This is a genomic window from Streptomyces sp. NPDC059092, from assembly GCF_042756365.1.
Classification (GTDB): Bacteria; Actinomycetota; Actinomycetes; order Streptomycetales; family Streptomycetaceae; genus Streptomyces.
In genome coordinates, this window is the sequence record NZ_JBHZEJ010000050.1 from 51,071 (window position 1) to 64,117 (window position 13,047).

13 protein-coding genes and 2 pseudogenes are annotated in these 13,047 nt (G+C 72.0%); 9 read left to right on the forward strand and 6 right to left on the reverse strand.

The features are described from left to right. Positions 1–46 precede the first annotated feature (46 nt). From ACFXPL_RS25610 to ACFXPL_RS25625, 4 genes and pseudogenes are all read right to left on the reverse strand, one after another. A complete protein-coding gene (locus tag ACFXPL_RS25610) occupies positions 47–1,498 on the reverse strand; it encodes a sensor histidine kinase (RefSeq protein ID WP_384923850.1) in 1,452 nt (483 codons plus the stop codon). Positions 1,499–1,698: 200 nt separating this feature from the next. Further along, positions 1,699–2,427 (reverse strand): annotated as a pseudogene (locus tag ACFXPL_RS25615) (response regulator transcription factor); the annotation flags it as partial. 78 nt (positions 2,428–2,505) lie between these two features. Next, positions 2,506–2,688 carry a hypothetical protein gene (locus ACFXPL_RS25620; RefSeq protein ID WP_384923852.1) on the reverse strand — a complete coding sequence of 61 codons (183 nt, stop codon included), beginning with the start codon at positions 2,686–2,688 and terminating at the stop codon, positions 2,506–2,508. Between the two features lie 31 nt (positions 2,689–2,719). Next, positions 2,720–3,808, reverse strand: coding sequence for a S1C family serine protease (locus ACFXPL_RS25625; protein WP_384923854.1), 1,089 nt, complete (start codon positions 3,806–3,808; stop codon positions 2,720–2,722). 222 nt (positions 3,809–4,030) lie between these two features. On the opposite strand from ACFXPL_RS25625, the gene ACFXPL_RS25630 reads away from it, so the two are divergent. The 3 genes from ACFXPL_RS25630 to ACFXPL_RS25640 all read left to right on the forward strand — a co-directional run bounded on the left by ACFXPL_RS25630 (position 4,031) and on the right by ACFXPL_RS25640 (position 5,938). Then, positions 4,031–4,573: a GntR family transcriptional regulator gene (locus ACFXPL_RS25630; protein WP_384923856.1), complete on the forward strand. Its 543-nt coding sequence runs from the start codon at positions 4,031–4,033 to the stop codon at positions 4,571–4,573. A 220-nt stretch (positions 4,574–4,793) separates the two neighbouring features. Then, positions 4,794–5,441, forward strand: a complete 648-nt coding sequence (locus tag ACFXPL_RS25635) for a SigE family RNA polymerase sigma factor (RefSeq protein ID WP_384923858.1) — start codon at positions 4,794–4,796, stop codon at positions 5,439–5,441. Next, entirely contained in the window at positions 5,438–5,938 is a 501-nt protein-coding gene (locus ACFXPL_RS25640) for a PASTA domain-containing protein (protein WP_384923860.1), read from the forward strand. Before ACFXPL_RS25635 ends, ACFXPL_RS25640 begins: the two co-directional genes overlap by 4 nt. 155 nt (positions 5,939–6,093) lie before the next feature. On the opposite strand, the gene ACFXPL_RS25645 is transcribed toward ACFXPL_RS25640, so the two are convergent. Both ACFXPL_RS25645 and ACFXPL_RS25650 read right to left on the reverse strand, forming a co-directional pair. Next, complete coding sequence (locus ACFXPL_RS25645; protein ID WP_384923862.1) at positions 6,094–7,116, reverse strand: LacI family DNA-binding transcriptional regulator; 1,023 nt, start codon at positions 7,114–7,116, stop codon at positions 6,094–6,096. A 246-nt stretch (positions 7,117–7,362) separates the two neighbouring features. Then, positions 7,363–8,067: pseudogene (locus ACFXPL_RS25650) on the reverse strand (response regulator transcription factor); the annotation flags it as partial. 610 nt (positions 8,068–8,677) lie between these two features. Here ACFXPL_RS25650 and ACFXPL_RS25655 point away from each other — a divergent pair. The 6 genes from ACFXPL_RS25655 to ACFXPL_RS25680 all read left to right on the forward strand — a co-directional run bounded on the left by ACFXPL_RS25655 (position 8,678) and on the right by ACFXPL_RS25680 (position 12,976). Further along, positions 8,678–8,932: a MoaD/ThiS family protein gene (locus ACFXPL_RS25655; RefSeq protein ID WP_384923864.1), complete on the forward strand. Its 255-nt coding sequence runs from the start codon at positions 8,678–8,680 to the stop codon at positions 8,930–8,932. Between the two features lie 10 nt (positions 8,933–8,942). Continuing rightward, positions 8,943–10,226: a hypothetical protein gene (locus tag ACFXPL_RS25660; protein ID WP_384923866.1), complete on the forward strand. Its 1,284-nt coding sequence runs from the start codon at positions 8,943–8,945 to the stop codon at positions 10,224–10,226. 264 nt (positions 10,227–10,490) lie between these two features. Next, on the forward strand, positions 10,491–11,237 hold the full coding sequence (locus ACFXPL_RS25665; RefSeq protein WP_384923868.1) for a DUF2993 domain-containing protein: 747 nt from the start codon (positions 10,491–10,493) through the stop codon (positions 11,235–11,237). A 317-nt stretch (positions 11,238–11,554) separates the two neighbouring features. Then, complete coding sequence (locus ACFXPL_RS25670; protein WP_365813638.1) at positions 11,555–11,662, forward strand: putative leader peptide; 108 nt, start codon at positions 11,555–11,557, stop codon at positions 11,660–11,662. 157 nt (positions 11,663–11,819) lie between these two features. Continuing rightward, entirely contained in the window at positions 11,820–12,659 is an 840-nt protein-coding gene (locus ACFXPL_RS25675; RefSeq protein WP_384923871.1) for a sulfurtransferase, read from the forward strand. 29 nt (positions 12,660–12,688) lie between these two features. Further along, the gene (locus ACFXPL_RS25680; RefSeq protein ID WP_030590573.1) at positions 12,689–12,976 is read left to right on the forward strand and encodes a DUF1416 domain-containing protein; all 288 of its coding nucleotides are present in this window, start codon (positions 12,689–12,691) and stop codon (positions 12,974–12,976) included. Positions 12,977–13,047 lie beyond the last annotated feature (71 nt).

Genomic DNA, 13,047 nt, shown 5'->3' on the forward strand with positions numbered 1-13,047 from the left:
GGGGCGTCCCGCCCGGCGGACGCCTGGTGGAGCCCCGCCCGGTGGCTCACGCCCGGTGCGCGCCGTCCAGGCCGTCCAGGTCCTCCGGTGGTGGTGTCGGCGCGCCCGGGATGCGGATCGACGCGACCGTCCCGCCGCCCGCCGCCTGGCGCAGCGCGATGTCGCCGCCCGCCTGCTGGACCGTACGGGCCACGATCGAGAGACCGAGCCCCGAGCCGGGCAGTGCGCGCGCCGACGGGGAGCGCCAGAAGCGTTCGAAGACGTGCGGCAGCTCCTCGGCGGGGATGCCGGGGCCGTGGTCGCGTACGGTCAGCTCGCCGTTCCCGCCGGGACCGCCGCTCAGCGCGATCTCGATCGAGCCGCCGGACGGGCTGAACTTCACCGCGTTGTCGAGCACGTTGACCAGCGCGCGCTCCAGGCTGGCCGGCTCGGCCCGTACGTACCAGGGCCGCAGCTCGGCGGCGATCGTCAGATCGGGGCCGCGCAGCCGCGCCCGTTCCAGCGCGCTGCCCATGATCTCGTGGAGGGCGACGACCTCAAGGGGCCCGGGACCGGCCGCGTCCGGCCGCGACAGCTCCTGGAGGTCCCCGATGAGCGAGGCCAGCTCGGTCATCTGCGCCTTGACGGACGCCATGAGGGCCCTGCGGTCGGCCGGCGGGATGGCCCGGCCGGTCTCCTCGCTGCGCGCGAGCAGCTCGACGTTGGTACGGAGCGAGGTGAGCGGTGTCCGCAGCTCGTGTCCGGCGTCCGCGATGAGCTGCGACTGCCGGTCCCGGGAGGAGGCGAGGGCCGCGGTCATGGAGTTGAAGGAGCGCGACAGCCGGGCGATCTCGTCCTCGCCCTCGACGGGGATCCGGACGGTGAGGTCCTCCGTGCGTGCGACGTGCTCGACCGTCCGGGTCAGCCCGTCGACCGGCCGCAGCCCCGACCTGGCGACCCAGAGGCCCGCGAGGCCCGCGCCGATCACCCCGACACCGGCGACGAGCGCGAGGAGCAGGGCGAGTTCGTTGAGGGAGGCGTCGATCTCGGCGAGGGGCCGCGAGAGGGAGACGGCGACCGGCGGGCTGCCGTCGTAGGAGGCGCGCCGGGTGAAGACGCGGACCTTGGCGCCGTCCTCGGTCACGCTGTCGTGCAGCGCGCTGTGGAGGGTGCCGTTCGCGACGTCGACGTCGTCCTGCTGGACCGTCACGGGCTCGGAGCCCGGGGAGACGCAGCGCTGCCCGTTGGGCAGGATCACCTGGACGTAGACGAAGCCCTCGGCGGCGCTGGTCTCGGGGTTGGTGCCCGCGTTGCAGGCGGCGAGCGCGCCCTGCACCGTGCTGCGCGGCGCGGAGGAGTTTTCGAGCGACGAGTCCAGCTCGCTCGGGAGCTGGGTACGGGTCAGCAGCCAGCAGGCGACGGCGACGGCGGCGACGGCGAGCGCGACGGCCGAGGCGACCAGCAGGGCGAGGCGGGAGCGCAGCGGGAGCGTACGGAGCCGCTGGACGGGACCGGTCACGCCGGGCCGCCGTCGCGGTATCCGTAACGGTGGTGGTTTCCGTACGCGCCGAGCCCGTCGCCGCGCCGGCCGTTGCCGTGCCGTGCGCCGCCGAGCCGTCCTTCGCCGTTCCGCCCGTCGCCGCCGTCGCCGCCGTCGGCGACGTGGCCGACGAAGCTCGTACCGAAGCCGCCGGCGGGGGCGATGCCTCCGGCCGGGCCGCCGCCCGCGTCGGAGCGCAGCGCGTACCCCACCCCCCGCACCGTGTGCACCAGCCGGGGTTCGCCGCCGCTCTCGGTCTTGCGGCGCAGATACATCACGTACACGTCGAGCGAGTTGGAGCTGGGCTCGAAGTCGAAGCCCCACACCGCCTTGAGGATCTGCTCGCGGGTCAGTACCTGGCGCGGGTGCGCGAGGAACATCTCCAGCAGCGTGAACTCGGTACGGGTCAGCTCGACGCGGCGGCTGCCGCGCATGACCTCGCGCGTCGTCAGGTCCATCCGCAGATCGGCGAAGGACAGCACGTCGTCGTCGGGCGCCTCACCGGAGGCCGCCCCGTACGAACTGCGCCGCAGCAGCGCGCGGATCCGGGCGAACAGCTCGTCCAGCTCGAACGGCTTGACCAGGTAGTCGTCCGCGCCCGCGTCCAGACCGGTGACGCGGTCGCCGACCGTGTCGCGGGCGGTCAGCATCAGGATCGGCACCTTCGAGCCGCCCGCGCGCAGCCGGCGGGCGGCGGTCAGGCCGTCCATGCGCGGCATCTGGATGTCGAGGACGATCAGGTCAGGCGCGTAGGCGGCCGCCCTGGCGAGGGCGTCGACCCCGTCGACGGCGACCTCGGTCCCGTACCCGTCGAAGGCGAGGCTCCGCTGCAGGGCCTCCCGTACGGCGGGCTCGTCGTCGACGATCAGGATGCGCTGCGGACCGCGATCGCCTTCGGCGGGACTCATGTGGCTTCTACCTCGTCAGTCGTCAGTCGTCGGGCGTCGGTCGTCATCGTCGGTCTCGGACAGCGGTACTGCGTGCTTTCAGCCTCGCACGGCGGCCGTACGGCGGCGGCCCGCTCCGCGCCGCTCGGAGGCGGCGGTACGGACCTCGTCCGCGCGGCGCGTGGGCGCCGCGGCCTGGACAAGATCATGGACGAGGGCGAGCGGAAGCGCCAGATCGCTCGGTCCCGCCGGACGGGTGAGGGGTGCGTCGGTGCCGTTCACGGCTCTCTCCTGAGGTGTTGTGGTGCGTGGATCAGCTCGTACCGCCGGAGCGCAGGGCCGAGAGGTCCGCCTTGACGGTGTTGATCGGGATGGCGAAGCCGAGGCCGACGCTGCCGGCGCTGGTGTCGCTGGAGGCGGACGACGAACTCGGCGCGTACATGGCGGAGTTGATGCCGATGATCTCCCCGTTCATGTTGATCAGGGCGCCGCCGGAGTTGCCCGGGTTGAGCGAGGCGTCGGTCTGGAGCGCCTTGTACGTGGTCTTCGAGGTGCCGGTGTCGCCGTTGAACTGCTGGCCGCCGAACTCGAACGGCCAGTTTCCGCCGCCCTGCTGCTGGCCCTGGCCCTGGCCCTGGCCCTGGCCCTGGCCCTGGTCCTGGTCCTTGGCGACGGTGACATCGCGGTCCAGGGCCGAGATGATCCCGCTGGTGACCGTGCCGGTCAGGCCCTCGGGGGAGCCGATCGCCACGACCTGGTCGCCGACCTTGACCTGGCTGGAGTCGCCGAGCGAGGCCGTCTTCAGACCGCTCGCCCCCTCCAGCTTGATCAGTGCGAGGTCCTTGTCGGGGTCGGTGCCGACGATCCGGGCGGAGTACGTCTTGCCGGTGCTGAGCTGGACCTTCACGGACGAGGCCCCGGAGACGACGTGGTTGTTGGTGACGATCTCGCCGTCGGACGTGATGACCACGCCGGAGCCGGTGGCCTCACCGCTGTTCGAGGTCGCGTTGATCTCGACGATCGTCGGCGACGCGGACTGCGCGACGCCCGCGACGGTGCCCGCGCTGCTCTGCGAGACGGTCGTCCCGTGGATGGCGGTGTCGCCGCTGCCGACGCCGCCGTTGTTCCCCGTGTACGCGCCGACCAGCGCGGCCGACCCGCCCCCGACAACCGCCGCGGCCAGCGCGACGGCGGCCAGCAGCGCGACGGGCCGCTTGGCCCGCCGCGTACTCCCCGCGGAACCGTGCGCATGCGAGGGCACGCCCGCCGCGTTGCCCGCGGGAGCGGCCGAGAACCCCGGACCGTACGGGGGCGGCGGCGGGTACGCCGGGCCCTGGAACCCCTGGGTGGGGTGCTGCTGCGTGCTGTCTGCGTCGCCGCTGCCGCGGTAGTTGTCGGTCATGACAACGACTGTGGGCGCCGTACATGAGAACAGGCTGAGGAGGCGCTGAGAAGGGCAACAAAACCGTGTATGCCCGATATAAAGGCCCGGCGGTGAGGGCCCGGCGGAAGCGCCACCGCGGAGTCCGGGGTATGAGCCGAGAGCAGCGGAAGCGACTCGCCTACCGTCTCCAGCGGCGGGCCGGATCCCGGGCATCAGCAGGCACCAGCACAGGAGGACGTCGTGAGCGTCGACAAGTGGGTCAGCACCTCGATGCCGTATCTGACCCCGCAGCGCGAGGGGCACCCCGACGCGTGGGGAGCGGAGCTGGCGGCGCGCGGGCGGCGGGGCGGCCAGCGGATCGTCGGCGCGGGGGAGGTGGCGGCGTCGGAGGAGGCGGCGGAGTTGCTGGGTGTCGTCCCGGGCGAGGCGGTGGTGGTGCGCAGGCGCGTGATGTTCCTGGAGGACGGGCCCTGTGAGCTGACGGACACGTACTACCCCGCGTCGATCGCGCGCGGCACGCGCCTCGCCGGGACGGCGAAGATCCCCGGCGGGGCCGTCACCCTGCTCGCGGAGCTGGGGTACGTCGGCGTACGCGTCCGGGAGGACGTGTCCGCCCGGATGCCCGACGCCCGGGAGTGCGAAGCCCTGCGCATCGAGCGGGGCGAGCCGGTGCTCCGGCTGGTCCGCGTGACCTTCGACGGCGAGGACCGGCCCATCCAGGCCGACGCGATGACCATGCCCGCCCACCGGCAGCGGCTGCGCTACGAGATGCGGATCGGATGATGACCGGGCCGAGCATCGAGGAGGGCACGTACGACCGCCCGCTCCCTCCACGCGCGCCCCGTCGAGGTCACCGGTGATGGCCAAGGCCGGCATCTGAACCTGGACCTCCCTTTCCTTCCGTCCCGCCCCCTCCCCGCCCGTGTGACCCAGGTCTCCATGGGGTGGTGCAGCAGATGCGGCCGCTCCGCCGTCGAGAGGGGGACAGGAAGGAAGGAGCGGCGTGGATCTGGTGACCAAATGGAGTTCGCTGTTCTCCGAAGGGGGCCGGCCCGGTCGGACCGGACTGACGGGGCGGCCCGGCCTCACCGGTCGGGCCGACCGGTCCGACGCGGCGTGGGCGGATACGGATCCGGGGGCGGGGTTTCACGCCTTCGTCGCCGCCCGCTCGGGCGCGCTGTTCCGGGGGGCCCTGGTCCTGACCGGTAGCCGAGAGGCCGCCGAGGACCTGGTCCAGGAGACTCTGGAACGGGCCTGCCGCCGCTGGCGCACCATCGCCGCCAAGGATGCTCCGGACGCCTATGTGCGGCGGATCATGGTGAATCTGGCCAACGACAGGTGGCGGCGGTTCCGTCGTGTCGTGCCCCAGGGGGATCCCGGTGACGACCGGGCCGCCCCGGGGGACGAGTACGGGCGGGTCGACAGCCGGGACCAGTTGGTCCGCGCGCTGCAAGGGCTGCCGATCGGCATGCGCACCGTCGTGGTGCTGCGTTACTTCCACGACCTTTCGGATGCCGAGATAGCCGAGGACCTGCGGATCTCACCGAGCACCGTACGGTCCCAGCTCGCCCGTGGCCTCGACAGGCTCCGGGCCCAGATTCCCGCACTCTCCGAACCTTCGTCACCGCTGCCCCGGAAAGGAACCCGATGACCGGCTACGTACCGCCGCCCTCGGACGGCCGCAGCGGTGACACCCACTTCGAACAGGAACTGGTAACCGCCTTGAACGACTTCGCGAACACCTCTCCCGCCCCGCACTTCGACGCCGCCGGCATCCAGCGCCGCGTCGGCCGTAAGCGCGTCGGCCTCATCGCCGCCGTTGTCGCCGCCATCGCCGTGGCGGGCGGCGGCACCGCGCTGGCCACCGTGGCCGGCGGCGGTTCCGACGCCCCCGCGTCCGCCGCCGTGACCACCACGGCGGACGCGGACGCCGCGACTCTGCTGTACGAAGGGATCAGGATCGAACTGGCGGGCGCGCACCCGGACAACGCCAAGGCCGCGCTCCAGAAGGCCCAGTTGAAGCTCGGCACGGTCAGCAAGGCGAAGGTGCCCAACTGCAAGCCGGGCTCGGTCATCGGCGTCGACCCGCACAGCCCGGCGACCGTCACCAACGGCGATACGGTCAACCTGACCCTCTGCGCCGGCTGAACCGAGCCGCCCGCCAGGGATAAGCCCGCCAGGGAATAGCCCGCCAGGGAAAAGGGCGGTGGCCCCGCCGTAATCGGGGCCACCGCCCGATCTCATTCCACCACGGTCCGCCACCGGGCCGGAGGGGCCATGGGCAGGCCGGACAGGCCTACGGCCTACGCGCAGCCGCAGGAGCGCCGCACGATCAGTGCCGACGGGAACTGCTTCACCCGCTCGCGCCGTGAGCCCGCCACGCGCAGGCCGTCGTCCAGCACCAGGTCCACCGCCGCGCGGGCCATCGCGGGCCGGTCGGAGGAGACCGTCGTCAGGGGCGGGTCCGTCAGGCCCGCCTCCTTGACGTCGTCGAAGCCGGCCACCGCCAGCTCGCCCGGGACGTCGAGGCGCAGTTCGCGGGCCGCGCGCAGGACGCCGATCGCCTGGTCGTCGGTGGAGCAGAAGATCGCCGGGGGCCTGTCCGGGCCCGCCAGAAGTTCCAGGGCGACCAGGTAGGCGTCGTAGCGGTTGTACGGGGCCTGGAAGAGCCGCCCCTCCACCGGGTGTCCGGCCTCCAGCATCGCCCGGCGCCAGCCCTCCACGTGGTCGGCCACCGGGTCGCCGACCGACGGGGTCGACTCGACGCCGCCGAGGCAGGCGACGTACGGATGGCCGTGCTCCAGGAGGTGGCGGGTGGCGAGCTGCGCGCCGCCGATGTCGTCCGTGACGACCGCGACGTCGTCGATGCCCTCCGGGCGCTCGTGCAGCAGGACGACCCGGGCGTCCCACGCGTCTATCTCCGCGGCGGCGCGCTCGCTCGGGCCCTGGCTGACCAGGATCAGCCCCGAGACCCGCATGCCGAGGAAGGCCCGCAGGTAGTGGACCTCGCGTTCGTCGCGGTAGTCCGAGTTGCCGACCAGCACCATTTTCCCGCGCTCGGCCGCCGCCTGTTCCACCGCGTGCGCCATCTCCGCGAAGAAGGGCTGCCTGGCGTCGGGCACGACCATCCCTATGAGGTCGGTCCGCCGCGAGGCCATCGCCTGGGCGACCCGGTCGGGCCGGTAGCCCAGCTCCTTGATGGCGTTGACCACCCGCTCGCGCGTGGCCGGGGCGACCGGCCGGGGTCCGTTGTTGATGACATAGCTGACGACGGCGGTGGAAGTCCCCGCCAGTCGCGCCACATCGTCCCGCGTCACCTTGGCCACGCGCGGCAGTCTACGCGTGGTGACCTACCGCTGGGCAGGCCTTACGGAGGCTTCTTGGACCACATCCTGCCCGGCGTCCGGTCCGGCGGCCGTCCCGGCGTCGTCGCCGGGCGCCTCCGCCTTCTCGTGACGGGGCTCGGCGCCGTCCTCCGTACGGGATCCGACGGGGCCGACGGATCCGACGGGTCCGACGGGTCCACCGGATCCGTTCGCAGATCCGTTCGCAGATCCGTTTCCGCCCGTGGCCTTGGCCCGGGCCTCCTCGGAGCCGCGCTCGGCCTTCTCCGGGGTGACGAAGCGGTAGCCCACGTTCCGTACGGTCCCGATGAGCGACTCGTGCTCCGGGCCGAGCTTGGCGCGCAGGCGCCGTACGTGCACGTCGACCGTCCGCGTACCGCCGAAGTAGTCGTACCCCCAGACCTCCTGGAGGAGCTGGGCGCGGGTGAAGACCCGGCCCGGGTGCTGCGCGAGGTACTTGAGCAGCTCGAACTCCTTGAAGGTCAGGTCCAGGACCCGGCCCTTGAGCTTCGCGCTGTACGTCGCCTCGTCGACCGACAGGTCGCCGTTGCGGATCTCCATGGGGGAGTCGTCGGTCTGGATCTGCTGCCGGCCCATCGCGAGCCGCAGCCGGGCCTCGACCTCGGCCGGTCCCGCCGTGTCGAGCAGGACGTCGTCGATGCCCCAGTCGGCGGTGACGGCGGCGAGACCGCCCTCCGTCACGACGAGGATCAGCGGGCAGCCGGGCCCGGTGGAGCGCAAGAGCTGGCAGAGCGACCGCACCTGTGGGAGGTCACGGCGGCCGTCGATGAGGATCACATCGGCACCGGGGGTGTCGACGAGGGCAGGTCCCTCGGCGGGAGCCACCCGCACGTTGTGGAGCAACAATCCGAGCGCCGGCAGCACCTCCGTCGAGGGCTGGAGGGCGTTGGTCAGGAGCAGCAGAGAACTCATCGCCGCTCACCTGCTTCGGCCGGACTCATGTCAGGACAGTTGCCCGGACTGTTGTCGTTCACGGTTCGTTTGCCCATTACGTCGGTTCCTCCTCGGTCCCTGCGAGGACGTATGCGGCACTGCCTACTGCCTACTGCTTTTGTACTGCCGTACGGTCCGCGCTGCCCCTCGTCCCCGGGGGCGCGGCCCGGATGTCCGTGTCTTCCGTCTGTGACATCTGGCTGTAACAACGGTCGGAAAACACAAAAGGACCCGGGGGCTGCTTTGCCCGGATCCTCTTCGGAGCAGAATAACCCACATTCGTTCCGTGTCAGAGGGGCAATCTCGCAGATCATGCGACGACTCGGGTTCACGAGACCTCTGACGCGGGCCCGGGACGTGCACGAAAAGGCGGTGTACTGCCTGTGTACGGGGGGTTTCACGCGGGATTTGGACGGTAGACCAGATGGGCCCGAACGGGCGGATCGCACAGGGGGCGCACAGAGGCGTGGCCGAGCCGTCCATCATGGGATCCGACGAAAGACGGTAAGGACCAAAACCCGAAGACGGAAGACGACCGGAAGACGACCGGAAGACGGAAGACGACCGGAAGACGAAAGGGGTCACCTTCATGGCGGTCGGTACGATCCGCTACTGGGCCGCGGCCAAAGCGGCCGCGGGCCTCGCGGAGGAGCCGTACGCGGCGGACAGTCTGGCCGAGGCGCTCGACGGCGCGCGGGTCAGGCACCCCGGCGAACTGAACCGGGTACTCCAGAGGTGTTCCTTCATTGTCGACGGTAACCCCGTGGGCACCCGTGGGCATGAGACCGTACGCCTTGCCGAGGGCGGCACGGTCGAGGTGCTCCCGCCGTTCGCAGGAGGGTGAACCGCACAACATGAGCGACGATCAGCAGAACCCGTACGGGCAGCAGAACCCGTACGGGCACCAGGACGGTCACGGGCAGCAGGACGCGTACGGGCGGCCGGACCCGTACGGGCGGCAGGGGCAGGCGCCGCACGTTCCGCAGCCTCCCCAGCCCCCTCAGCCCCCGGCGCAGGCGTGGGCCGAGCCCGAGCCGGTGGCCTCGGGGCAGCCGGGCGGGGGCGCCGCCCAGACGTGGGAGGGGCAGACCTGGGACACCCAGTACCAGCCCCACGTCCAGCCCCACGTCCAGCCCCACGGGCAGGCGCCGTACGGGCCCGCCCAGGCCCAGCCGTATCAGCAGCAGGCCGCCGCCGACACCGCGTACCTGCCGCCCCAGAGCGCCTACACGGCCCCGCAGCAGGCTGCGCCCGCCCCGGCGCCCGCACCGTCCCCCACGCCCGCGCAGGCGCCCCCGCACGCCCCCCAGCCCCCGCCGGAGCCCGGCGCCCCCGGCGCGGCCGGCTACAGCGCGCCCACCACCCTCGGCAACGCCCGCGTCACCGACGCCCAGCGCGCCCGCGCCGAGGGCCGGTCGCCGATCATCCCGCCGGGTGTCCAGCCGGCCGGGCTGACGGCGGTGCTGGCGCTGCTGCTCGCCGGGGGCGCGGCCGTCGGCCCGTACGCGCTGCTCGTCCCGCTCGTGCTGCTCCAGGCCGTCACGGCGGCCGGCTGGTTCCGGCTGAACGGCATGTGGCCGGCCCGGCAGGGCATCGCCCTCGCCTTCCTCGGCGGGGTCGTCGCGGACATCGCCGTGCTCGCCGCGGGCCGGTCGAACGGTCCCGCCGCGATCATCGGCACCCTCGGTGTGTGGGTGCTGTTCGTCCTCGTCCTGCAACTGCGCAGCCGAGCGGGCGCCGACGAGCGGATGACGGGCCTGATGGCCACCGTCGTCTCCGCCGCGCTCGCCATCCTCGCCGCCGGCCATCTCGCGGCCGTGCCGGACGCGGTGGCCGTGGGCGGCGTGGCGGTCGCCGCGGCGACCGTGGCCCGCGCGCTGCCGCTGCCGGGGTTCGTCTCGCTCGTGGTGGCCCTGCTGGCCGGCGCGGGCGGCGGGATCGTGGCGGGCGGCATGACGGACCTGGGCGGCGCCGAGGGCGCGCTGCTGGGGCTCGGTGCGGGCGTCTGCGCGCTGGTGGGGCTGCGTGCGGCGAGCTACGACTACCCGTCGAAGTTCGTGCACATGACGGCCGGGGTGGCGCTGCCCCTCACGGCCGCCGCGCCCGCCGTCTACCTGCTGGGCCGCGCGCTGTCCTGACGCGGAGCGCGGCCGGGGCGTACGGCGGACAGGGGCGGGAACCCGTACGCGAGGAGCACCGGGGCACCCCGGGGAACCGTTCGCCGGGAACCGTACGTCTTCGCCGTACGTCGATCAGTCCGGCGGCCGGATGGTCCGGCGGGTGGTCCTGCGGGCGGCCCGGCGGCACCGACAGCTCGACCGGCGCGGACCCGACCAGGGGACGGCCGGGGAACGAACCGGACCACAAGAACCGGTCATGACCAGGGTGGGGGACACCGAACGATGCGCGCACTGCGGACACTGCTGATACTCGTCGTGGTCTTCGGCGGGCTGTTCGTCGCCGCCGATCGGGTCGCGGTCCACTTCGCCGAGGACCAGGTGGCGAGCAAGATCCGGTCGAGCCAGGGGACCGGCTCCGACCCGAAGGTCTCCATCAACGGGTTCCCCTTCCTGACCCAGGTGGTGAACACCTCCCTGGACGACGTCGAGGTCAGCCTCGACGGGGTCACCGCCAGCGCCGACGGCCAGGCGGTGCGGGTGACCGAGGTCAGGGCGGAGCTGAAGGACGTGAAGTTCGACAGCAGCTTCTCGACCGCGACCGCCGCGACCGCCACCGGCTCCGCGCAGATCTCGTACGCGGATCTGACGGGCTCGGCCCCCAAGGGCGCCGAAGTCGGTTACGCGGGCGCCGAGCGCGCCGCCAAGGGGCAGGTCAAGCTCTCGGGCCCGATGGGCGAGGTGCTGGCCGGCGCGGGCATCGACGTGGGCCCGTTCAAGTCGCTGCTGGACGGCAAGACCCTCACGGCGTACAGCACGGTCTCGCTGGTCAACGGCGACACGGTCAGGCTGAAGGCGGCGACCCTGCCCGAGCTGTTCGTGCCGGGCGCGGAGGAGCGGATGCGGGCCGTGGCCGACTACGACCTGAAGATCGGCGGGCTGCCGTCGACCATCAAGCTCGACAAGGTCACGGCGACGGAGACGGGCCTGAGCTTCTCCGGTACGGGTACGGACGTCTCCCTCACCGGCTGACCGGCTGACCGGCTGACGGGTTGACGGGCCTGAGGGGTTGACGAGTTGACCGGTTGACGGGCTGACCGGTTGACCCGTACGGGCACTGATGCCGTCCCGTACGGGCACTGATGCCGTCCCGTACGGGACGGTGGCCGGATGCTGAGACGGCCGTGTCCGCTCCCGGGACCGCATCCGGCCGGGGGCGGGCCCGCGGCGCGCCGCCGCGCCCGGCCGGACTCCGCGTACCGCCGTCCGGTCCCACATCGTGGATGATCGTGTCTTGCCATGTGACACACCGGTGACATGAGTGCCCGGTCGTCCCTACGATCGGACCCATGCAGTGCTTTATCGGCGGTCTCCCTCAGCGGGGACAGGCGGACCTCACGAAGCGGCGGGCAGTAGACCTGTGCCGCGTCGCCGCCATGCTCTGTCGCACTGCCTGAGCGGGACGGGACGTTCACGTTCCGTACTCCGCCGATCCCGGCTTCCGGGCCCTTCGAGCGCTCTCAGGGCCACCCGCGCGGTCAGCGCGGTCGAGCCGGCCCCCTCGCATCACCTCGCAGCACACTGCCCGCCGCACACTGCCCGGAGGAGAAAAGCATGAGCCGCAGCGACGTTCTGGTCGACGCCGACTGGGTCGAGGCCCACATCGACGACCCGAAGGTTGTCATCGTCGAGGTCGACGAGGACACCTCGGCGTACGAGAAGAACCACATCACGAACGCCGTCAGGATCGACTGGAAGAGCGACCTCCAGGACCCGGTCCGCCGTGACTTCGTCGACCAGGAGGGCTTCGAGAAGCTCCTGTCGGCCAAGGGCATCGCCAACGACGACACCGTCATCCTCTACGGCGGCAACAACAACTGGTTCGCGTCCTACGCCTACTGGTACTTCAAGCTCTACGGCCACGACTCCGTCAAGCTCCTCGACGGTGGCCGCAAGAAGTGGGAGCTGGACTCCCGGGACCTGGTCGAGGCCGTCCCGACGCGCGCCACCACCGCGTACAAGGCGAAGGCCCAGGACACCTCGATCCGCGCCTTCCGTGACGACGCGGTCGCCGCGATCGGCACGCAGAACCTGGTCGACGTCCGGTCGCCCGACGAGTTCAGCGGCAAGCTGCTCGCCCCGGCGCACCTGCCGCAGGAGCAGTCGCAGCGTCCGGGCCACATCCCGTCCGCGCGCAACATCCCGTGGTCGAAGAACGCCAACGACGACGGCACCTTCAAGTCCGACGACGAGCTGAAGGAGCTGTACGCGCAGGAGCAGGTCGACCTGGCGAAGGACACCATCGCCTACTGCCGCATCGGTGAGCGCTCCGCGCTCACCTGGTTCGTCCTGCACGAGCTGCTCGGTGTCGACAACGTCAAGAACTACGACGGTTCGTGGACCGAGTACGGCTCGCTCGTCGGCGTGCCGATCGAGCTCGGCGCCAACAAGTAATCACGCCCCGACCCGGAGGACTGAACAATATGTGTGGAGCACAGGCCGGCGGCCCCGACGCTTCGACGATCAAGCCCGGTGAGACCACCATCCAGGGCTCGGTGACCCGCGACGGCGAGCCCGTCACCGGTTACGTACGCCTGCTGGACTCGACCGGCGAGTTCACCGCGGAGGTCCCGACCTCGGCGACCGGACAGTTCCGCTTCTACGCTGCCGAGGGCACGTGGACGGTGCGCGCCCTCGTTCCCGGCGGCTCGGCGGACCGTACGGTCGTCGCGCAGACCGGTGGCCTCTCCGAGGTCGCGATCGCGGTCTGAGGGTTCTGAAGGTCTGAGGCTCGCGCACGCTCGGAAGGGCCGCATCCCGGGGTACGGACGGGGGTGCGGCC